We start from the raw sequence: 22006 nt of genomic DNA on the forward strand, positions 1-22006 counted from the left end.
TAAAATGTCTAAAGTTATTTTAATTACTGGAGGCTCCTCTGGAATTGGTAAATCTATAGGTGAGTTTTTAACTTCAAAAGATTATATTGTTTATGGAACCAGTAGAAACCCTGATAATTATAAGGAAAGTAAGTTTCCAATTTTGGCTTTAGATGTAAAAAATGTAGTAAGCATTCAAGAAACGGTACAAGCGGTTCTTGAAAAAGAGGGACGTCTTGATGTATTAATTAATAATGCAGGTGCTGGCATAACAGGGCCCATAGAAGAAACTCCTGAAGAACAGATTAAAAATAATTTTGATACCAATTTTTTTGGCCCAATAAATGTGATAAAGGCGGTTTTACCACAAATGAGGAAGCAAAAAGGAGGATTAATTATAAACGTTACATCTATTGCTGGTTATATGGGGTTACCATATAGAGGTATTTATAGCGCTAGTAAAGGGGCTTTAGAGTTAATAACCGAAGCATTTAGAATGGAGATTAAGGAATTTAATATTAAAATGACCAATGTTGCTCCTGGTGATTTTGCTACGAATATTGCGGCCGGAAGATATCATGCACCTCTTCTTGAAGATTCTCCATATAAAACTTCTTATGGGAATACATTAGAGTTAATGAATGAACATGTAGATTCTGGCAGTAACCCAAATGTAATGGCTAAAGAAGTATTCAAAATTATAAATACACCTAACCCTAAAGTACATTATAAGGTGGGGGAGTTTATGCAGAAGTTTTCTATTGTTTTAAAGAGAATTTTACCTGACAAAGTTTATGAAAAACTTTTGATGAATCACTACAAACTTTAAGATTGGTATGTTGTTTGATGTAATTACTTCAAATATCATCAATCATGAAACAGTTTTTTCCAATTGTATTAACATTTTCTTTTTTTCTTTTCACAGGATGTGAAGATGTACTTGAATGTATTATAAATATTCGTCCAGAGTTAGAAAATAAATCCCTAGTTCATGGTCATGTTGATGAATTTTATTTTGAATCCATTTCAGCGGAAATAAAAAATGAACCAAATGATAATGTTTATGATTATTATTTTTCAGTTTCTGGAAATATTCCAGAAGGCATAGAGTTGTTTTATGACTATAGGGAAGTTGTTTTTGAAGGCATTCCAAAAGAAACGGGTAGGTTTACCTTGAGAGTTTCTTTAACAGCAGAAGCTATAGTTGAATATTATTATGATGAGTTCGGTAATGAATATTATCATGACCCCTTATGTTCAAATAATACTTCAAGGGTTTATACTTTGGTAATTCGATAAAGAAAATTAATTATTTAAAAGTTCTAAAAGCTGTTTTTCAAAATTTATTGAAAACATATTAGTGTTCGAATTAACTATTTCCCCTTTTTTATCTATAATCATTGCTTTTGTCATAGGGTATATGGCTAACTCTTTTTTTGATTTATTAGGGTCTTTTAAAACAAATTGATTGGTATAACTAAAATTACTTTTTTTCAAAGTTTGCTTTGGTCTATCAATGCCAACTTTATCAATATTAATAGTTACAAAACTTACCTCAGGGAATTTGGTTTTCAGCTCTTTAATTTTATTATGGCTCTTTTTAAAATGTGCAAAATGGACCTGAGACCAGTAAGAAATAACAGTAGGTGTTTTTATTAAAGATGCTATCTCAAATTCATTATTATCAAAATCAATAATTTTAATATTAGGCAAGGTAGAACCAGGTTCCAAATTAATTAATGAATTTGCAAAATCCGTTATAACAATTTTGGCTTCTTCATCAGAAGATTTTGATAAAAATGATTTTAATAAGGCGCTATTATTTTTTACATTTCTATTTAATGAAAGGTGTTTTATTGTAAAGTAATAAAGTAAATCATTTTTAATTGATTCATCATCAACCAAACTATCGATTAATTTTAGCCTATCTAGGTTATAACATAATGAACCCCATCTAAATTTTTTGTCTTTAGCATGATGGGTATGCATCTCTAAAGCTAATGTGTTAAAATTATGCCTTAAAAGCGTTTTATAATTGTGATAGTGCTTAAAAAAGGTGTCATTATAATTTATATCTTTTCTATAACTGTAAAAATCTTCGGGAAGTGTATTTAACAAGTCGCCCTTATTTTTATTTCCATAATGTATAAAAGGATAAACCTCCATACTAGAATAGTAACTGTAATTAATGTTGGCAAGAGCAATTTTTTTAAATAAATCAGAGTTCTTATGTTTTTTGTTAAAGTTTTCTAGGAGCTTAAGTTTTTTATCTTTTAAAGAATCAATATGTTTTATGTATCCTTGAGGGTTTAGTTGGCAAAGTTTTAGAATATGTTTTTCACTTTTTTCGTTTTCTAAAAATTCATTAATAAAATAATTGTTTTTTTTAGAACCTTTGCCACTATAAACTAATGACTCGTCAAACTCTAAAGTATTCATTCTAAGCAGAATACTATCAAATGGCTCAACCAAAATCATTTGGTATTCATCACCATGTTTAAAAGTATAAACACCTTTTATTAAACTGTCAATTTTAAATTTAAAGCGATTTTTACCGTCAAGTTTAATGGAGTCAACAGTTTTGTTGTCTTTCTCAAGAATTACAAATTTAGAGTTAGGGTTTATAATTTCACCACCAATAAAAGCACTATCAACCTCTGTCTTAAAACTGTTACATGAAGAGTTTAAAAACATAAGCGTTATTGAAATTAGCAAAACAAATAACCTCATATCACAAAATAGCACTATTATATCTGCTACAAAAATAGAGTTTGTAATTTTAAAGAGTTGTTAATGCGCTGTTAAATGTTGATACTACTATGATTATTGGTAGAAATTCGTGTATTGAATATAATTAAAAATAGACTTCATAAGTTTCCACTTACCAATTCATTTTTCTACTTTTGCAAAAAAAATTAAACAAGCATATGTTATCAGTATCAAATCTTTCAGTTCAGTTTGGAAAACGTGTTCTATTTGATGAAGTAAATACAACGTTTACTCAAGGAAATTGTTACGGTATTATTGGAGCCAATGGTTCTGGAAAATCTACATTTTTGAAGATTATTTCTGGAAAAGCTGAGGCTACATCAGGTCATGTTTCTTTAGAAGCTGGTAAACGTATGTCTGTTCTAGAGCAAAATCACAATTTGTATGATGAGCATACAGTCTTAGAAACAGTTTTAATGGGTAATAAGCCATTATTTAAAATTAAGACTGAAATAGATGCTTTATATGCAGATTATACGGATGAGAATGCTGAAAAAATAGGGGAACTTCAAGTACAATTTGAAGAAATGAATGGTTGGAATGCTGATAGTGATGCAGCAGCAATGTTATCTAACTTAGGAATAAAAGAAGATTTTCATAATAGCTTAATGAGTGATTTAGATGGTAAACAAAAAGTACGTGTTTTATTGGCACAAGCACTTTTTGGAAATCCTGATGTGCTAATTATGGATGAGCCTACCAATGATCTTGATTATGAAACTATTTCATGGTTAGAAAATTTCTTGGCAAATTATGATAACTGCGTAATAGTCGTTTCTCATGACCGTCACTTTTTAGATGCTGTATGTACTCACATCTCGGATATAGATTTTGGTAAAATAAATCATTTTTCAGGCAACTATACCTTTTGGTATGAATCTTCTCAATTAGCAGCTCGTCAAAGAGCACAGCAGAATAAGAAAGCAGAAGAAAAGAAGAAAGAGTTAGAAGAATTTATTCGTCGTTTTTCTGCCAATGTTGCAAAAAGTAAACAAGCAACAAGCAGAAAAAAAATGATTGAAAAACTTAATGTTGCCGATATTAGACCTACTTCTAGAAGATATCCAGCTATTATTTTTGAACGTGATAGGGAGGCTGGTGATCAAATTTTAAATATTGAGGGACTTGAAGCTTCAATTGAAGGCGAAACGCTTTTTAATAATATTGATTTAAACTTGGTTAAGGGAGACAAAGTAGTTGTTTTTTCAAGAGACTCTAGAGCAACAACAGCTTTTTATCAAATAATAAATGGTAATGAAAAGGCAGATTCAGGTAAGTATTCGTGGGGAATAACAACTACACAATCATATTTGCCCTTAGATAATAGTGAGTTTTTTGAAAGTGATTTATCCTTAGTTGATTGGTTACGCCAGTGGGCACAAACAGAAGAAGAACGTGAAGAAGTTAACATTCGTGGGTTTTTAGGTAAAATGATTTTTAGTGGTGAAGAGGCTTTAAAAAAATGTAATGTGCTTTCTGGAGGTGAAAAAGTGCGTTGCATGTTAAGCAGAATGATGATGCTTAGGGCTAATGTGCTAATGCTAGATGAACCAACCAATCACCTAGATTTAGAGAGTATTACAGCATTTAACAATTCGCTTAAAAATTTTAAAGGCACCATATTATTTACAACGCATGACCATGAGTTTGCTCAAACGGTTGCTAATAGGGTAGTAGAGTTAACTCCAAATGGCATAATTGATAGATATACTACTTTTGATGAGTACATGCAAGACTCAAAAATTAAGGAGTTACGAAATAAGATGTACGGCGTTACGGTTTAAGCCTGTAGTTCAGAATTAATTTCTTCTATTATAGGTACAGCTTTATCTAGTTCATCTTTATGAACTAGTAATACCTGGAGTAAATGACCACCGTACACCTTTGGATCCAGGCCGGAGTCATTTTGTTGTCTAACTACAGGATTAATGCCAGAATCTTTCAAATTTTGAATTATTCGCTCAGTAATAATTATATTGCCCGTAAATACTTTTATATAATTAGAATCCGTCATAGCTTTATGATTTTGAGTTCACTTAAATATAAGAAATTTTAAGTAGATTTCCTAGCTATTCTAGAGATGTTAAAACGTGCCTCGTAATCCAATCTTGTTGGTACTAAATGAAATATTCCAAGAAATATTATTCTTTTTAGACTTTTTAGCTTGATATAAATTGTTTTTATTAAGGAACTTATCAATACTATCAACAACAATAATACTTAAGGCAGTACTGAAAGCAATGTCTGTAACCCAATGTGCGTTGTCAACCAATCTACTTATGGGAGGGATAGCACCGATACTATAAATTCCAATTTTCACCCAAGTATTATCAAACTGTTTTGCAATAGCATGTGCCATAGTAATTGAAAGTGAAGAGTGTCCTGAAGGAAATGAATGAAATTTAGGCTCTCCAGAAAAAGGACTAAATTCCCAATTACCCAATCCAGAACCTGGTCTAGCTCTACCTACTGATGTTTTTAATAAGGATGTAATAACCCCTGTTGTTAAGGAAGAAGAAATTATTAAGACACTAGTTTTTCTAATTTGTTCATTTTTAGTAAATAAACCAAAACCATACAAACCCACATTAGCCATAAAATAGTTTTGCGGGCTACCAAAATACCAACCAAAATCTCTTATAAATTTGGGGAAATCATTTTGTTGACGGAGGAAAAAACTATTCACTTCATCATCTGCCACAGATAATATCATGGTACCTCCAATTAAGCTCCCAAGTTTTAAATAATCATTTCCCTTCCAGTATAATGGTCTTGTAAATGCATGACCAACACTTTTAAAAGTAGAGGTAGCATCGTGTTTAATAAGTTCACCAATAGTTATACTGTCTATACTTTTGGCATTTATAATTTGTTGACCAAATCCTAAATATGAAGACAATAATAATAACGATATAAGGAAGGTTCTTACCATATAAACCTAACGTAATTCTGCCCCTAATTGTTTTTCAAAATTAGCCTGAAGCTTATTCATTATTTTGTCAATCTGCTTATCGGTAAGCGTTTTATTTTCGTCTTGTAATGTGAAACTAACGGCGTAACTCTTTTTGCCTTTAGGCAGGTTCTTACCTTGATAAACATCAAATAAATCAACATCTTTAAGCAGCTGCTTTTCCGTTTGAGATGCAATTCTATCAATATCTTCAAAAGAAACAGATTCATCTAATAACAAAGCGAAGTCACGTCTTACAGCAGGATATTTAGGTATGTCTTTAAACTTAATGTTATTATGTCTTACCATATCTAAAATGTTGTCCCAATTAAAATCAGCAAATAACACGTTTTGAGAAATCCCAAAATGCTTTAATACTCTTTTGTTTACCAAACCAAAATCAACAAGTTTGTTTTTTCCTAATGATAGACTTACACCTTCATTAAACACATCATTTTTTACAGGATACACTTTATATCGAGACAACCCTAATCGTTCTAAAATACTTGTAATGGTTCCTTTTAAATAGAAAAAATCACTTTTTTGAACGGTGCTGGTCCAACGTTCTTGTGAACGGTTTCCAGTAACAAATACGGATAAATGCTTGAATTCTTCTCTAGTATCTCCATATTGATGATAGGTTTTACCAAACTCAAACAATTTTAAATTATCTTGTTTTCTGTTGATGTTATAGCTCACTGCCTCTAAACCGGAGAACAGTAAACTTTGACGCAGTACACCTAAATCAGTACTCAAATGGTTCAATATAGAAACATTGTGTTCCTTTTTTAACTGCTCGCTTAACTCAATATATTTTGTTGTAGTTAAAGAATTTGCCATGATTTCATAAAACCCTTGGGCAACTAGTTGATTACTAACAACATTCTGAATTTTATGGTCATCAAACTTTGATGTGCTTGAAATAGAAGCATTTAGTTTTTTGGTTGTGCCAATATTGTTATACCCATAAACACGAAGAACTTCTTCAATTACATCAGCTTCACGCTGTACATCGTTTCTGTAGGCCGGAACAGTTAACCCTAAACCAGCTTCAGTAACATTATTTACTTTGATTTCAAGTGATGTTAAAATGCTTTTAATAGTTTCTCTAGGAATTTCTTCACCAATCAACTTTTTAGCATTATCAAAACTTAATCGAACTTGAAAATCCTCAATTTTATTTGGGTATATATCAACTATATCACTTGTAATTTCACCACCAGCTAATTCCTGAATTAACAAAGCTGCTCGTTTTAATGCATATTCTGTAACGTTAGGATCTATTCCACGTTCAAAACGAAAAGATGCATCGGTATTCAAGCCATGACGCTTAGCTGATTTTCTGATAGAAACTGGATTAAAATAAGCACTTTCTAAAAAGATGCTTGTGGTAGTTTCAGTAACTCCAGAGTGTTCACCACCAAAAACTCCAGCAATACACATAGGCTTTTCGGCATCACAAATCATTAGATCATCTTCATGTAATTCACGCTCTACACCATCTAAAGTCACAAATTTAGTTCCCTTTTTAAGGGTTTTAATTTCTACTTTATTTCCAGAAATTTTAACCGCATCAAAAGCGTGTAAAGGCTGGCCTAATTCATGAAGCACATAATTTGTAGCATCAACTATATTGTTAATTGGTGCTAAACCAATGGCTTTTAACCTGTTTTGTAACCACGATGGTGATTCTTTAACTTTTAAACCGTTTATAGTAACACCACAATATCTTGGAGCCAAATCTTTATTGATAACATCAACATCCATTTTTAGCATACGGTTATCTACTCGAAAAGAACTTACTGATGGTGTAATCAACTCTAAATTAACATCTTTTTGAAGTAAACCAGCTTTAAGATCTCTGGCGGTCCCCAAATGACTCATAGCATCGGCTCTGTTGGGTGTTAATCCTATTTCAAATACATGGTCATTTTCAATATCAAAAATATCCGCACATGGTGTTCCAACTTTTAAGTCTTCATCTAGAACCATTATGCCATCATGAGATTGCCCTAAGCCTAACTCGTCTTCAGCGCAAATCATTCCATAACTTTCTTCACCTCTAATCTTACCCTTTTTGATTTTCCAACTTTCGCCTTCAGGAGAATATAAGGTAGTGCCTATAGTTGCTACGGGTACCTTTTGTCCTGCAGCCACATTAGGTGCACCACAAACTATTTGTAAGGGCTCATCACCACCTACATTCACAGTAGTAACTTTTAATTTATCTGCATTAGGGTGTTTTTTGCAGGTTAAAACCTCTCCAACAACCACACCTTCTAAACCTCCTTTAACTGATTGGTAAGTATCTATACCTTCTACTTCAAGACCTAAATCTGTTAGTAGTTCACTTATTTGCTCAGGTGCCCAATCAATCTTTATAAATTGCTTTAACCAATTATATGAAATCTTCATAAAATCTTCGTCTAGTTTAAGGGAACAAATATAAAACTATTGAAAGTAGCATTCAAATAAAGTGTTGGGATTTATGGGAGTATTATTTTGAGGTTATAGTCTATCTAAGCACATATGTTGTTTGTCGAAATTATAAAGTTTGGTCACTAATAAATAATTACTTTTTAAAATTAAAAACAATGATTAGAGTTATTGCAAAATTCTTGTGTATTATATTTATATTATTTATAAATTTTGGTTGTGGTAGTGATAGTGGGGGAGGAACAGATGATGAAATTATAATTGATTCTTATAGCCTAATTGTAGAAGAAGAAAGTATAGCATCTGAGGGAATAAATTTTGGATATATAAAACCTGGAAGTGTTTCAGAATCTAAATCATTTACTGTAAAAGGTGAAAATTTGACTTCTGAAATACAAATTTCTATTTCAGATAATTTTCAATTATCTCTGGATAATTTAGATTATAACAGTTCTGTTACTGTTGCATCAGCTAATTCAAATTTCACTAATACTATTTATGTACGCTTCACTCCTGGTGATACGGCAATAGGAGATATTAACGGAGTTGTTAATATTAACAATGCTGACGCCACTAATATTAGCTTTGATGTTGAAGGTAAGACAGGGAATATGGATGTTATTAATTATGTGACTTTTGATAAAGAACGTTTGGCTTTTGGAGGAGGCTATACGCAACATTTAAGAAAAACATTTACACTGCATAATGATATTAATAATATTGAATCTATTAAAATGTATGTTAAATTAACTTGTCCTGATGTTGGGTGTGATGAATGGGATGTTTTTGCTAATGTTAAGGTAAAAGATCCTATTTCTGGGGAAGACTACGAATTAGGAAGATATATTACTCCTTATTGGAATGACAATAGTCAACTAATTAGAGGATTCGAGTTTGATGTTACGGATTTTAAATCTATACTTACTGGAGATGTAGAGTTAAGAATAAGAACAGAGTGTTGGAATGCTAGAGGATATGAAGTAACCGTTGATTTTGATTACCATGTTGGTATTCCAGACTATCCTTATTATGCAATAAGCCGTGTGTTTAATTACGATAATGGTTCTGCATCTGGTGTTCCTTATGGTATTAGTCATGATATGGATTTAACTAGAGATGTTACTATTCCTTTAAATGCTGAAAGCACACATTTAAGAACATTTATCAATGGTTGGGGTGAAGCTTATCCTGCGGATAGTGATGGTAGAAGGTGTGCGGAGTGGTGTTATAGAACACATCATATTAAAATAAATAACATTAATTCTTTTGAACATTACATGGGGCCTCTAGATTGTGCTAGTAACCCTGTAAATAATCAATCACCTGGAAATTGGATGCCAGATAGAGCAGGGTGGTGTCCTGGTATGGTAGTGCCTACTAGAATTGATAAGTTTGCAACCCCAATGGCTGGAGAAACATTTGGTTTAGAGTATAGTTTTGAAGATTGGGTAAGTGATGAGACTAAAGATGCTTATTATCCACTTTCAACATTTATAGTAGTAAAAAGTAATACTGAAATAGCCAGAGCTACTGTGGTTGATTGATTAATATTGTTACTATTAAATTAAGTCATTTAGCAAATCTTTATAAAGTCTATTTCTTATTAAGATTCATTTTTTTAATAAATGTTTCAATACTAGGGTCAATTATTTCATTATTAATTTCCGTTATTTCATGATTACCCGAGGAAACAACATTTTTTCTTATGTTTTTACATGAAAAGAAAATTAGAATAAAAAATACGAAGTTAATTTTTTTTGATTTCATAATCTAATTCCCTTGCTCTAGTTAATACTTTTGAGTAAAAGCCTGTTATAGCATTAAAATATTGTTTGCTATGACGCATTATTTCATACAAATTATGTTCTTGCTGAATGGTTTTTAAAGAATAATAAAATTCCCCTGAACTTTTTCTTTTTACAGAAGTGTTCATTAAAATATCAAAATCAGGATGACTAATAACCTGAGCCATTCTTTCTATTCTAGCATTAACCTCATTAAATTCGTCTAAGTAATTATTTAATTTTGAATAAATCGCGGCATCAATAAAATTGGATTCTATGGAAAGAAATACTTCGTAAGATTTGGTATTGTTGAAAAGAGGTTCCATCCTTTTATACAATAAAAAAGAAGAATCTAATACTTGTCGATTATGGATGTCTAGTGAACTTTCTTGCTCAATAATATCTAATGATCTCGAGATTAATTGATGCTTTTGAGAACGGTTTTTTATCTCCCTTTCAAGATCGTATATATCCTCAAGTAATTCTTGATGAATTAGTTTTAATTTACCTTGGATATTTTTCTCATTTATTCTTTCTTGATTCCAATTGTTAATAGACAAGGCTATTAATATACCAATAACCACTAGCACAATCTCTCCAATTGCATATTTAATGTACTTTACCATTTTGCCTTCAGAAAGTAATTTTTGTCTAATTTTTCTAAAAAATTTTATCATTGTTGGTTGCCTAGTTATAATGGTTTTTATAATCTGTAAATGAGATAAAATTTAAATTTTTTAATGTCTTACTTTCCTCATCTAATTTCTTAACATAAGCTTTAATATCGTTAGTCATTTTAATTAGTAATTGCGAAACTTTCTTTTTGCTCATGCTTTTGGTTTTACTAAGATGTTCTAAACCGGCAAACCAAGTCATTGGTGTATCAAATATTGAAAGCTGGTTTTCTCCAATTATTTTACCACTTGCATAAAATGAGCGTCTACTCTTATTGGGGCTGTTTATAGTAAACCCTTTAAGTTTAGAGGTTAAGTTTCTAATTTCAGGAATATCTTCAATGCGTTCAGGTAATATAATAAATACTTTAACCTTATTAAACTTGAAATTAGAACCATCTATATTTTCCGGGTTTTGAATAGACTTCATAAATTGAACTAAAAATTGCTCTACGTAAAGAATGGATAATATTTCCATACGCTTAGCTTTTTTATCTATACCCCTAAGAATAAGGAAGATGATAATGAGAATTAAAACCGTAATGATTGATTGGTAAATAACGTTTGATACTTGAAATAAACCCGATGTTAAAATTGCAATTACTGCAGATATAACAACATCTTTAATTATAGATAAAGTATTCATTATATATTGATTAGTATAAATGTAAAGTTACACTTTTTTACTAATCCTTAATTTTGAAACCCTTGTATTAATAAGTAGGTCTATTACTAATTATCTAATTCTTCTAAAAGTAAATTATAGTCATATTGTAAATCTTCATGAAGTGAGGCTATATATTTTTGTGCTAGTACTAATTGACGATTATACATATTTTGAAGTTGTGTACTGCCTTTTATACTTGGTTTGAAGTATTTTAGTTTTTGGCAAAAATAGAGTAGTAGTTCTACCTCAGTTTCTTTGTTTTGAGAATACCTAATATACTTCTTTATATTCTTAAGAACCTTCCTAATGCTTTTGCGAATGTAGTAATAGCTGTCACGGTTAATTATTTCAAACTCTTCATCAACGTAAGCTTTCACACTGTCAATGTAACCAGCTTCGTTTTCTGACTCAAACAATAAATAAGTAAGTAATTCTTTGTTTTCCTTTTTAAAGCGTGATAACCGTAAGCATAGTTTTATGAGCTCATCAGAAGATCTGTGCTTTAGCTCTTTTTTTATTGTAACAACTGATACAGCTTTCATAAAGTTAAAGTTCTAAAAGCAAAACTATGTTCTTTTTTTAAAACCGTCTATAGAATATTTTCCAGCTCCAACTAAAAATATAACAACATAGCAAATAAGGTATAAAATAGCTTTTTCCTTTTTACCAATAGGATCACTTAGGTGTATTACAAAGGCAGCAACAAACATGGTGATAATTGCCGGAATAGCAGCTAGTTTAGTTTTAAAACCAATAATAATAAAAAGTGGTGCAACTACTTCTCCAATTAATGTTAAAATAAGCGATGTTGTATCTCCAACTCCAAGGGGATCTGAAAATTTAATTGGTGTTTCAAATAATTTTGAAACTTTTGGTATTCCATGAGTAAACATTAGACCACCAGACCCAATTCTAAGAATTAATAGAGCAAGATCATTAAAATTTTTTGTCATCATTCTTTTAAAGATAAAATTATTTTAAAGTAGTTGTTATCTAAGTTTTGGGTATTCTGAAGGGTTAACCTCATGCATTACCGCATAAACCGCCTCAAAAATATCTTCGGTAGAAGGCTTAGAGAAATAATCACCATCATCACCATATGCAGGCCTGTGGGCTTTGGCAGTTAATGTTTTTGGCTGGCTATCTAAATATTCAAAGGCTTTTTGCTTATTAATTACCTCATCCAAAATATATGCAGAAGCACCTCCGGGAACATCTTCATCAATAATCATAACCCTATTGGTTTTTTCAATACTTTTTACAATATCATGATTTAAATCAAAGGGCAATAAAGATTGTACGTCAATCACTTCAGCATCAATACCAACACTTAATAATTCTTTGGCGCTTTTTTCAACTAAGCGTAGAGTTGAACCATAAGACACAAGGGTTATATCTGTACCCTTTTTAACTGTTTCAACAACTCCAATGGGTGTTTTTAGGTTGCCTAAATTATTTGGCATTTTTTCTTTAAGTCTGTAACCATTAAGACATTCCACAACAATAGCTGGATCATCTCCTTGTAATAAGGTGTTATAAAAGCCAGCCGCTTTGGTCATATTTCGTGGAACCAGTAAGTTAATTCCTCTGGTTAAACCAAGTATGCCACCCATTTGAGATCCAGAGTGCCAGATACCTTCTAATCTATGACCTCTGGTTCTAATTATTAATGGTGCTTTTTGTTTTCCTTTAGTTCTATAGTGAGTTGTAGCAAGATCATCACTTATAGTTGGCATTGCGTAAAGAATATAATCTAAGTATTGAATTTCAGCTATAGGACGTAAACCCCTAAGAGCCATTCCAATACCTTGACCAATTATGGTTGATTCTCTAATTCCAGTATCGGCAATTCTTAGTTCGCCATATTTGGCCTGTAACCCCTCTAAACCCTGATTTACGTCTCCTATTGTTCCGGTATCTTCACCAAACACCATTGCTTCTGGATAGTTATTGAAAATAGCATCAAAATTATCTCTTAAAATTATTCTACCATCAACAAGCTGAGCATCTTCATTATATGTTGGCTTAATTTCTTTAATTCTGGTATTAGAAAGAGCCGTTTCAGAAAATAAATGCGAGCTAAACTTTGGTTGAGTTTCTTCAAACATGGCATCAATCCAATTTGCTAGCTTTTCCTTTTCATTACTATTTTCACCAATAGTATAGCGTAATGCCTTTCTAGCATGAGATAAAATATCTTTTTTTGTGGGTTCATCAACAGAAATTAAACTTTCCTTAAGCTTTGATATAAAGACACCATTAGCAGATTTAGACTCCAGTTGAGTTAACAGGGATATTAAATCTGTTTTAATTTTTATAATTGGTCTTAGAAATTTATTCCATGCATTCTTTTTTGCTTCTCTAACCTCTCTTTTAATAATTCTTTCAAATTCTATTAGCTCTTCGTTAGTTGAAATACCACTTTCAATAATCCATTCGCGCATTTTAATATTACAATCATGCTGTCTTTCCCAATCTAACCTATCACCACTTTTATATCGTTCATGTGAACCAGAAGTAGAATGGCCCTGTGGTTGAGTTAACTCTAAAACATGAATTAAAATTGGAACATGCTCTTCTCTGGCAATTTCACCTGCTTCTTGAAAAGTTTCTACTAAATTAGCATAATCCCAACCTTTAACTCTTAAAATTTCATAGCCTTTACTATCCTTATCTCTCTGGAAACCTTTTAAAATTTCTGATATATCTTCTTTGGTTGTTTGGTGTTTGGCATGTACAGAAATACCATACTCATCATCCCAAATACTAATTACCATTGGAACCTGTAAAACACCAGCGGCATTAATCGTTTCAAAGAAAAGACCTTCACTTGTACTAGCATTTCCTATAGTGCCCCAAGCCACTTCATTTCCATTAATTGAAAAGTTCGTTGGTTTTATATCAGGTATTTCTCTAAATACTTTTGAAGCCTGAGCTAAACCTAATAGTCGAGGCATTTGTCCGGCTGTACATGAAATATCTGCGCTTGAATTGTATTGCTTTGTTAAATCTTTCCAATTACCATTTTCATCTAAGCTATGGGTAACAAAGTGACCTCCCATTTGCCTTCCGGCTGACATTGGTTCTAATTTTATATCGGTATTGGCATATAAACCAGAGAAGAACTGTTCTACACTAAGTTCTCCTAAAGCCATCATAAAGGTTTGGTCTCTATAGTATCCAGAACGCCAATCGCCTTTTTTAAAAGCTTTAGCCATGGCTAGTTGAGGAATTTCTTTTCCGTCTCCAAAAATCCCAAATTTGGCTTTTCCTGTTAATACTTCCCGCCTTCCTAATAAACTACATTCTCTACTTCTAACAGCTATTTTATAATCATTTATGACTTCTGTTTTAAAGTCTTCAAATGAGATGTTTTTTAAATCAGGAATACCTTGCATATTTGGAACATTTTTGCCAATGCAAAAGTAGTTAAAGTTTCCCTTTTTAGCAATTAAACAAAAGGATAAATACTTACAATAAGTTTAATAATTGTTAAAATATTGTGAAAAAAATAGGTATTTATCATTAAAAACAAAGAATTACTGAAAAAAGGTTAAAAACATATGGTTTAAAACCATTTTCTTCTGAATAATCCAAGCAATACTTTGGGGTCTGCTGTAAACTTAAATCTAATCTTTTGGTCATAGTTAGGTTGACCTATTTCCCATCCTAAATTAGAATAAACGGGAAAGTATATCTCGAAGTAATCAGTAACTAAATTTAATCTTATACCAGAGTCATACACAAAATGTGCAGAATCATGTTTGTTTTTTACAATTCCAATATCACCATAGGCTAAAACATATTTCCAAAGTGTGGTACTGGCATTGAGAGTAGACATCCATTGGTTTGCAAAAGGAAAATCTAATTTTGATTTAAATCCTCCTTCAGCAGTAATATACTGTTGACTAAATATTCCAGTAGCTTCTGATCTGCCCAGATATGAATAATCAAATAGATAATCAGTAGGTCTATCTAAAGCAAAACTAAAATAGTTTGAATTACCTGTGTTGTTTTTAAAAAAGGCACCTGTAAACAATCTTAAGTTTAGCTGTCTATTACTTTCAAACAGCTTTCTATATTCATAGTTGAATGCTATTTTGCTAAAATTTTTGGCAACCTGAAAATCTACATACCATTTATTAAAATTTATCAAATTATCATTTGAATCAATATATCGTACATTGAAAATTCCATAGTTGGGTTCACTAGAAGTTAAAATATTGTTTTCGTCTCTATCTCGGTTTATGTCAATATATCTAAAGATTAGAGACTGTCTTTTATTTGATCGGAAATCAGTCGCTTCTCTAAACATAAAAGATAAACTTGGTGTAATTTGTCTTACAAAAAGGTTTTCTGCATATGAAGAATACCCAGCACCTATACCATAAATTAAATGATATAATTTTGAGTTTTCAAAATAATGTGAATTAGAAACAAAACCTGACCCTGTAATGGATTTAGATTTAAATGCATATTGCGGTTCAATCCTATAGTTAAGTAGTTTTCTTAGAACTGTTTTATTGTAAATTCTTGTTCCTATAGTAAGTCCATCATAAATATTATTAAATTCAGCCACAGGCATAAAAAATACTTGATTATAATGAGGATCTTCAATATCTTGAAAAACTCTGAACTGCAATGGTTTATTGTTAAAAAAGAAACCTTTTAGGGATTTCCAGTTATCCCTCACGTTAATTTCAGGAATTACTTTATTGTAATTTAAAACAAGTTTGTTAGCATTACTTTTTGGAATTGATAGTGTTTTGCTACCAGATATATTTTCTACCCATGTTTTAGAAATTATACTATCATCTTTTAAAGCAAACAACGAGATAGGCATATTGTTATCTCTTTTGTTTTTAATAGTAAGGGTTATAGAATCTTCTGTTTTTATAACTTTCTTAATTTTAAAATCAATTTTTTTCCTTGTATCCAAATAATCATTAAAAAACCAATCTATATTTTTACTGGTTTTTGATTTTAAATAAGACTCAAACTCCTTGGTAGATGTTTGTTTTAACTTGTTTTCTCTAACGAAGGCAGCCAAACTTTTTTCAACTGTATCCTTATTAATAAAATCATCTAAATACCTAAACCCAATACCAGCTTTGTATTTACTTGCAATATTTGCATTAAATTTTAATAAAGAGTCTTTTGGTAAAGTAAGCTTTTGGTCCCTATTTGTTCTTGCCATAAGCATAAAAACAAGTATATATTTATCATTAAATTTCATATCTGAAATATGAAATGACCTCACACCCCAAATGTCAGCAAACGATCCTAGAAACTTCATATCTGGATAATGAACATCAATATATTTCATTAAGTAATATATTTGTATACCATCTAACAACCATTGTTCTTCACGGGGGTTTATAATTAGAGAGTTTTCTAAATAATTTTGAAGTGCAATTTTTAATATTTTTAACTCATATTGAAAGTGATTTGGGTAAGGTTTAATAAAGCTTGGAAGAAAATTTAAGCCATATAAAGGGTTTTTATCATAATCAATTTGTGTTAGTAAAAGCTTTTTATGAGGGTAGTCTCCCAAATTGATTGTTAAAAAATCAAGTACTTTTTCTGTTATGAGTACTTTATCAATTACTTCAAGACCTTCATCGCTTATACTAGATACTAAAGAAAAGTCTTCGTTTTGAATAGTATTAAAATCCTTGGTTTTTCTTAAAAACAATTTTGTATTCTTTCTATCATTGCCAAATAGCGTGATATTTTGGTATTTTTTATTTTGCTTTAAGTTTTTAGAATCTAATTCGGAAGTTAGTTCAAAACCTAAGGGGTAATTTATTTCTAAAGTAAGATTAGCTTTGGGTATATATAAATCATCTAAGTTTTTGTTACTATAGTAGTTCCATATCCCATTATTGTATACTGTAGGGGTTATGTACCAATAGCGCAAATTAATATTTCCTTTTTCAGTAATACCATATTTTGTAAACTTATCATTTGGTATTTGAACAATGTTCTGTAAAGTAATTTTGTAATATTCTCCTGGTTTTAAAGGTTGTCTTAATTCTACCTTTATCACATCAGGATGATTTTCGAGCTCACAGTACTCTAAGTATTCTTTATCTTGAGAAATTGATGTAACTATAGAATACCCTCTATCTTTATTTTTGGCTAAATGAAAATCATTATTAAATTCATCTGCAATACGCTCTGCAAGAGGCGTGCTTTTAGTTGAAAAACTATTGGCCCAATTATTTAAATAGATGGTCTTTAAAGTGTCTTTTGAAGTATTTTGGTATTGAATAGTTTGAAAAATTGAAATTTTATTTTTTTCAACATCAAAGTCTGCCTTAAGATCAATTTTATTCTGACCAAAATTAGAAAAGCATGTAATGCTAAATAAAAAATAAATTAGGAAACGAAAATTCAAAGTTTACAAAACATTTTAGATTAAAATTCACTTAAGGCAACGCAATATATAAAAATATGTTGGTGAATAATTTCAGCATTAAAAAGTGCTTTTATATTAAACAGTTTAATAGGTGAAATTACTAACTAAAAATTAGGACTTAATTGAGATTCTTTATAAAATTCATCTAGAATAGCAGTTACTTCTTCAGGAGAATCTACCAAATGAATAAGATCTAAATCATTAGGGCTAATGTTTCCAAAGGAATTTAACAATGTTTTTTTAATCCAATCTAATAATCCTTCCCAAAACTCTGTGCCCACAAGTATAATGGGGAATTTCCCAATTTTATGTGTCTGTATTAGCGTTAGAGCCTCAAAAAGCTCATCAAGTGTACCAAAACCACCAGGCATAACCACAAATCCCTGCGAATATTTTACAAACATTACTTTACGAACAAAAAAGTAATCAAAATTTAAGTTCTTGTCATGGTCTAGATATGGGTTGTCATGTTGTTCAAAAGGTAATTCAATATTTAATCCGACAGAGGTTCCTCCTGCTAAATGAGCGCCCTTATTACCTGCCTCCATAATTCCTGGTCCGCCACCAGTAATAACTCCATATCCAGCTTCTACAATTTTTTCGGCCACATCAACCGTAAGTTTATAATACTTGTGGTCTGGTTTTGTTCTAGCTGATCCGAAAACCGAAACACATGGGCCTATTTTACTCATGCTTTCAAAGCCATTAACAAATTCTCCCATGATTTTAAAAATAGCCCAAGAGTCATTCGTTTTTATCTCATTCCAACCTTTATGATGAAGTTCTTTTCTCATATTTTATTATTATAAATGGTTTTGTTATTACCTGAATATTAATAGTTTTTCTGCTCCTAAAAAGCTAATTTAATTCTTTTTTAAGGAATTTGGCAGTATAACTTTTTTTGTGTTTAATTACTTCTTCAGGAGTACCTTCAACAACAATTTGTCCTCCCCCTTTACCACCTTCATATCCAATATCAATTATGTGATCTACAGTTTTAATGACATCCAAATTATGTTCTATAATCAATACAGTATTACCTTTGTCCGCTAGTTTGTTAAGAACTTGCATAAGAACTCTAATATCTTCAAAATGTAAACCAGTAGTTGGCTCATCTAAAATATAAAAGGTATTCCCGGTATCCCGTTTACTTAATTCTGTTGCTAATTTGATGCGCTGTGCTTCACCGCCTGAGAGTGTAGTGCTCTGTTGTCCTAAGGTAATATAACCTAAACCAACATCTTGAATAGTTTTTAGTTTTTTATAAATTTTAGGAATATGCTCAAAGAATTCTACAGCCTCATTAATGGTCATATTTAACACATCACTAATGGATTTGCCTTTGTACCTTATTTCCAGAGTTTCTCTATTGAATCTTTTGCCTTGGCAGGTTTCACATTCTACATAAACATCAGGTAGAAAATTCATTTCTATAACTCGCAAACCTCCACCTTGACAGGTTTCGCAACGACCACCTTTTACATTAAAGCTGAACCTGCCAGCTTTATAACCACGTATCATAGCTTCTGGTATTTTAGCAAATAAGGCTCTAATTTCACTAAAAGTTCCGGTATATGTTACCGGGTTACTTCTAGGTGTTCTTCCAATGGGGGATTGGTTAATATCTATAACTTTATCAATATTTTCTAACCCATTAATACTTTTGTAAGGCATCGGTACCTTTACGCCATTAAAATAATGTGCGTTTAAAATAGGGTATAAAGTTTCATTTATTAATGTTGATTTCCCGCTACCCGAAACTCCGGTAACTCCAATCATTTTGCCTAAAGGAAATTTTACTGAAACATTCTTAAGATTATTTCCAGTGCAGCCATCTAGCTCTAAAAACTTGCCATTCCCTTTTCTACGTTTTATAGGTATTTCAATCTCTTTACTACCATTTAAGTAATCTGCGGTTAATGTACTATGCGTTCTTAATTCACTAATATTTCCAGTACTAATTATTTCGCCACCGTGTTTACCTGCCTTTGGCCCAATATCAATGACATAATCTGCACGTTCAATCATGTCTTTGTCATGCTCCACTACAATAACAGAATTACCTATATCTCGAAGCGAAATAAGTGAATTGATTAATTTTTCGTTATCACGCTGATGCAAACCAATACTTGGTTCATCTAGGATATAGAGTACTCCAACTAATTGTGAGCCAATTTGTGTTGCTAGTCTTATACGTTGAGCTTCGCCACCTGAGAGTGATTTTGAGCTTCTATTTAAGGATAAATAGTCTAAACCAACATCAAGCAAAAACTGTAATCTAGATTTAATTTCTTTTAAAACTTCTTCGGCAATTTTTAACTGCTTTTTGGATAAATTTTCATTTAAATTATTAAACCATTTAGCTAAATCAATAATATCAGTATTGGCAAGTTCAGCTATATTCTTATTGTTTATTTTAAAATAAAGAGACTCTCTTTTTAGTCGGCTGCCTTTACATTCTGGACATTTAATTTTGTCCATATAGGTTTTTGCCCATCTTTTTAGAGAAGTAGATTCGGCTGTTTTATATTGGTTTTCAATAAAGTTGGCAACACCTTCAAAATCTATATTGTAGTTTCTTGTTACTCCAAGCGTTTTACTTTCTACAGAGAATTTTTCGTTTCCCCCGTAAAGAATCATGTCTTTGGCTTCCTTAGGAATACCTTTATAGGCATCAGTCAGCTTAAAGTTGAAACGCTGAGCAATATTTTCGAACTGTTTAAAAATCCAACTATTCTTTTCAGGACCATGGGGTGCCAATGCTCCATTCTTAATAGATAAAGTTTGATCTGGGACAATTTTTTTTACATTAACTTGATATAATTCTCCAATTCCATTACAGTTAGTACAGGCGCCTTTAGGAGAATTGAATGAAAAATTATTTGGTTCTGGATTGGGGTAAGAGATGCCCGATGACGGACACATTAAATTTCTACTAAAATAGCGGGCTTTGTTTGTGTCTTGGTCAATTACTAATAAAACATCATCACCATGATACATTGCCGTATTAATGGTTTCTGTTAGTCTTTTATCGTTATCAATAGAATCATTTACAACCAATCTATCGATTACAATTTCAATATCGTGAGTTTTATATCGGTCTAACTTCATACCTTTAACAAGGTCTCGAATTTCACCATCTGTTCTAACTTTAACAAAACCTTGTTTTGCTATTTGCTCAAATAATTCACGGTAATGCCCTTTTCTAGATCTTACAACAGGAGCCAAAATATTTATCCGTTTTCCGTCAAAATCTTTAATTATTAAATCTTTTATTTGCTGGTCACTATAGCTTATCATTTTATCACCAGTATTATAGCTATAAGCATCACTGGCTCTGGCAAATAATAAGCGCATAAAATCATAAATCTCAGTAATCGTACCAACTGTAGAACGAGGCGATTTACTTGTTGTTTTTTGTTCTATGGCAATAACGGGGGATAAACCATCTATTTTATCAACATCAGGTCGCTCTAAACCACCCAAAAATTGTCTGGCATAAGCAGAAAAAGTTTCAATATATCTGCGCTGTCCTTCTGCATAAATGGTATCAAAAGCTAATGACGATTTACCACTTCCTGAAAGCCCGGTTATAACAACAAGTTTTTCTCTAGGTATAGAAACATCAATGTTTTTGAGGTTATGCACTCTAGCGCCTTTAACCTCTATAAAATCGTCAAATTGGCTCATAAATTGGCAAAAGTGCAAAGTTACAATTTTAGTTGTTAATTTTCTGTGAAGATTTATTTCAGTTTTATTATACTTGTGTCTAGAAATTATAAACAAATCACTTATGAAAATATTAGGAATAGGCTCAAGAATAAATCATTCGGAATACGGAAAAGGTGTTATTACCAATGTAACATCACAGTATTACTGGGTGACATTTATTGATAATGGTTTAGAAACTATTGACTTAGATAGTGAATTTGATATTATAGAAGCGGCTTATGACGATGTTGATACTATAAGCTTATTTGATATAGAGTCTAGCTTAGTTAGTATTTTAAAAAAATGGAGTGATGCTAGTGAGATTGTGCCTATTGCAGATAAATATAAAGGAGGAACTCTTATTTTGCAACCGGCTGATGATAACTTGAAACCATATGAATTACCTATTGATAAATTCTTTCATAAAATAACTATGGTTAGAGATAGGTTACGTGTTATGGAACAGCGCATTAATTCTAGTGATTTGGATGAAAAAGGTAAAATAGATTTGCAACAATATATTACAAGAATTTATGGTAGTTTAACTAGTTTTAATATATTATTTAAGTCTAAATCTCACAATTTTGTTGGGCAGAGGAGCAAGTAATAATTGTT

17 protein-coding genes are annotated in these 22006 nt (G+C 31.2%); 5 read left to right on the forward strand and 12 right to left on the reverse strand.

The window, feature by feature from the left end:
- Positions 1-4: 4 nt before the first annotated feature.
- Together N1F78_RS13115 and N1F78_RS13120 are read left to right on the forward strand one after the other, a co-directional pair.
- On the forward strand, positions 5-808 hold the full coding sequence (locus N1F78_RS13115; RefSeq protein WP_406683618.1) for an SDR family oxidoreductase: 804 nt from the start codon (positions 5-7) through the stop codon (positions 806-808).
- Between the two features lie 44 nt (positions 809-852).
- The gene (locus tag N1F78_RS13120) at positions 853-1278 is read left to right on the forward strand and encodes a hypothetical protein (protein WP_406683619.1); all 426 of its coding nucleotides are present in this window, start codon (positions 853-855) and stop codon (positions 1276-1278) included.
- Positions 1279-1284: 6 nt separating this feature from the next.
- Here the strand turns inward: N1F78_RS13120 and N1F78_RS13125 are convergent, their stop codons facing one another.
- On the reverse strand, positions 1285-2673 hold the full coding sequence (locus tag N1F78_RS13125) for a TlpA family protein disulfide reductase (RefSeq protein WP_406683620.1): 1389 nt from the start codon (positions 2671-2673) through the stop codon (positions 1285-1287).
- Between the two features lie 233 nt (positions 2674-2906).
- Between N1F78_RS13125 and N1F78_RS13130 the strand changes: the two genes are divergently transcribed.
- Positions 2907-4532, forward strand: a complete 1626-nt coding sequence (locus N1F78_RS13130) for an ABC-F family ATP-binding cassette domain-containing protein (protein WP_406683621.1) — start codon at positions 2907-2909, stop codon at positions 4530-4532.
- On the opposite strand, the gene N1F78_RS13135 is transcribed toward N1F78_RS13130, so the two are convergent.
- From N1F78_RS13135 to pheT, 3 genes are all read right to left on the reverse strand, one after another.
- Complete coding sequence (locus N1F78_RS13135) at positions 4529-4762, reverse strand: DUF2007 domain-containing protein (protein WP_406683622.1); 234 nt, start codon at positions 4760-4762, stop codon at positions 4529-4531. The genes N1F78_RS13130 and N1F78_RS13135 overlap by 4 nt on opposite strands.
- Before the next feature lie 69 nt (positions 4763-4831).
- Positions 4832-5680 carry a phosphatase PAP2 family protein gene (locus N1F78_RS13140; RefSeq protein WP_406683623.1) on the reverse strand — a complete coding sequence of 283 codons (849 nt, stop codon included), beginning with the start codon at positions 5678-5680 and terminating at the stop codon, positions 4832-4834.
- Positions 5681-5686: 6 nt separating this feature from the next.
- The gene (gene pheT / locus N1F78_RS13145; protein WP_406683624.1) at positions 5687-8113 is read right to left on the reverse strand and encodes a phenylalanine--tRNA ligase subunit beta; all 2427 of its coding nucleotides are present in this window, start codon (positions 8111-8113) and stop codon (positions 5687-5689) included.
- A gap of 179 nt (positions 8114-8292) precedes the next feature.
- Between pheT and N1F78_RS13150 the strand changes: the two genes are divergently transcribed.
- A complete protein-coding gene (locus N1F78_RS13150; RefSeq protein ID WP_406683625.1) occupies positions 8293-9678 on the forward strand; it encodes a peptide-N-glycosidase F-related protein in 1386 nt (461 codons plus the stop codon).
- Positions 9679-9881: 203 nt separating this feature from the next.
- On the opposite strand, the gene N1F78_RS13155 is transcribed toward N1F78_RS13150, so the two are convergent.
- The 8 genes from N1F78_RS13155 to uvrA all read right to left on the reverse strand — a co-directional run bounded on the left by N1F78_RS13155 (position 9882) and on the right by uvrA (position 21370).
- Positions 9882-10595, reverse strand: coding sequence for a DUF6090 family protein (locus tag N1F78_RS13155; protein ID WP_406683626.1), 714 nt, complete (start codon positions 10593-10595; stop codon positions 9882-9884).
- A gap of 10 nt (positions 10596-10605) precedes the next feature.
- Positions 10606-11238 (reverse strand): hypothetical protein, encoded by a 633-nt coding sequence (locus tag N1F78_RS13160; RefSeq protein WP_406683627.1) that lies wholly within the window; start codon positions 11236-11238, stop codon positions 10606-10608.
- A gap of 86 nt (positions 11239-11324) precedes the next feature.
- Positions 11325-11801 carry a hypothetical protein gene (locus N1F78_RS13165; RefSeq protein ID WP_406683628.1) on the reverse strand — a complete coding sequence of 159 codons (477 nt, stop codon included), beginning with the start codon at positions 11799-11801 and terminating at the stop codon, positions 11325-11327.
- 24 nt (positions 11802-11825) lie between these two features.
- On the reverse strand, positions 11826-12215 hold the full coding sequence (locus N1F78_RS13170) for a DoxX family protein (protein ID WP_406683629.1): 390 nt from the start codon (positions 12213-12215) through the stop codon (positions 11826-11828).
- Between the two features lie 33 nt (positions 12216-12248).
- A complete protein-coding gene (locus tag N1F78_RS13175) occupies positions 12249-14657 on the reverse strand; it encodes a thiamine pyrophosphate-dependent enzyme (protein ID WP_406683630.1) in 2409 nt (802 codons plus the stop codon).
- A 170-nt stretch (positions 14658-14827) separates the two neighbouring features.
- Positions 14828-17659, reverse strand: coding sequence for a metalloprotease (locus tag N1F78_RS13180; RefSeq protein WP_406683631.1), 2832 nt, complete (start codon positions 17657-17659; stop codon positions 14828-14830).
- Positions 17660-17784: 125 nt separating this feature from the next.
- On the reverse strand, positions 17785-18474 hold the full coding sequence (locus N1F78_RS13185; protein WP_406683632.1) for a TIGR00730 family Rossman fold protein: 690 nt from the start codon (positions 18472-18474) through the stop codon (positions 17785-17787).
- Between the two features lie 64 nt (positions 18475-18538).
- Entirely contained in the window at positions 18539-21370 is a 2832-nt protein-coding gene (gene uvrA, locus N1F78_RS13190) for an excinuclease ABC subunit UvrA (protein WP_406683633.1), read from the reverse strand.
- 103 nt (positions 21371-21473) lie between these two features.
- Here uvrA and N1F78_RS13195 point away from each other — a divergent pair, with 103 nt between their 5' ends.
- Positions 21474-21998 (forward strand): hypothetical protein, encoded by a 525-nt coding sequence (locus N1F78_RS13195; RefSeq protein ID WP_406683634.1) that lies wholly within the window; start codon positions 21474-21476, stop codon positions 21996-21998.
- Positions 21999-22006 lie beyond the last annotated feature (8 nt).

It is taken from the genome of Seonamhaeicola sp. MEBiC01930 (assembly GCF_045277075.1).
Taxonomy (GTDB): Bacteria; Bacteroidota; Bacteroidia; order Flavobacteriales; family Flavobacteriaceae; genus Seonamhaeicola.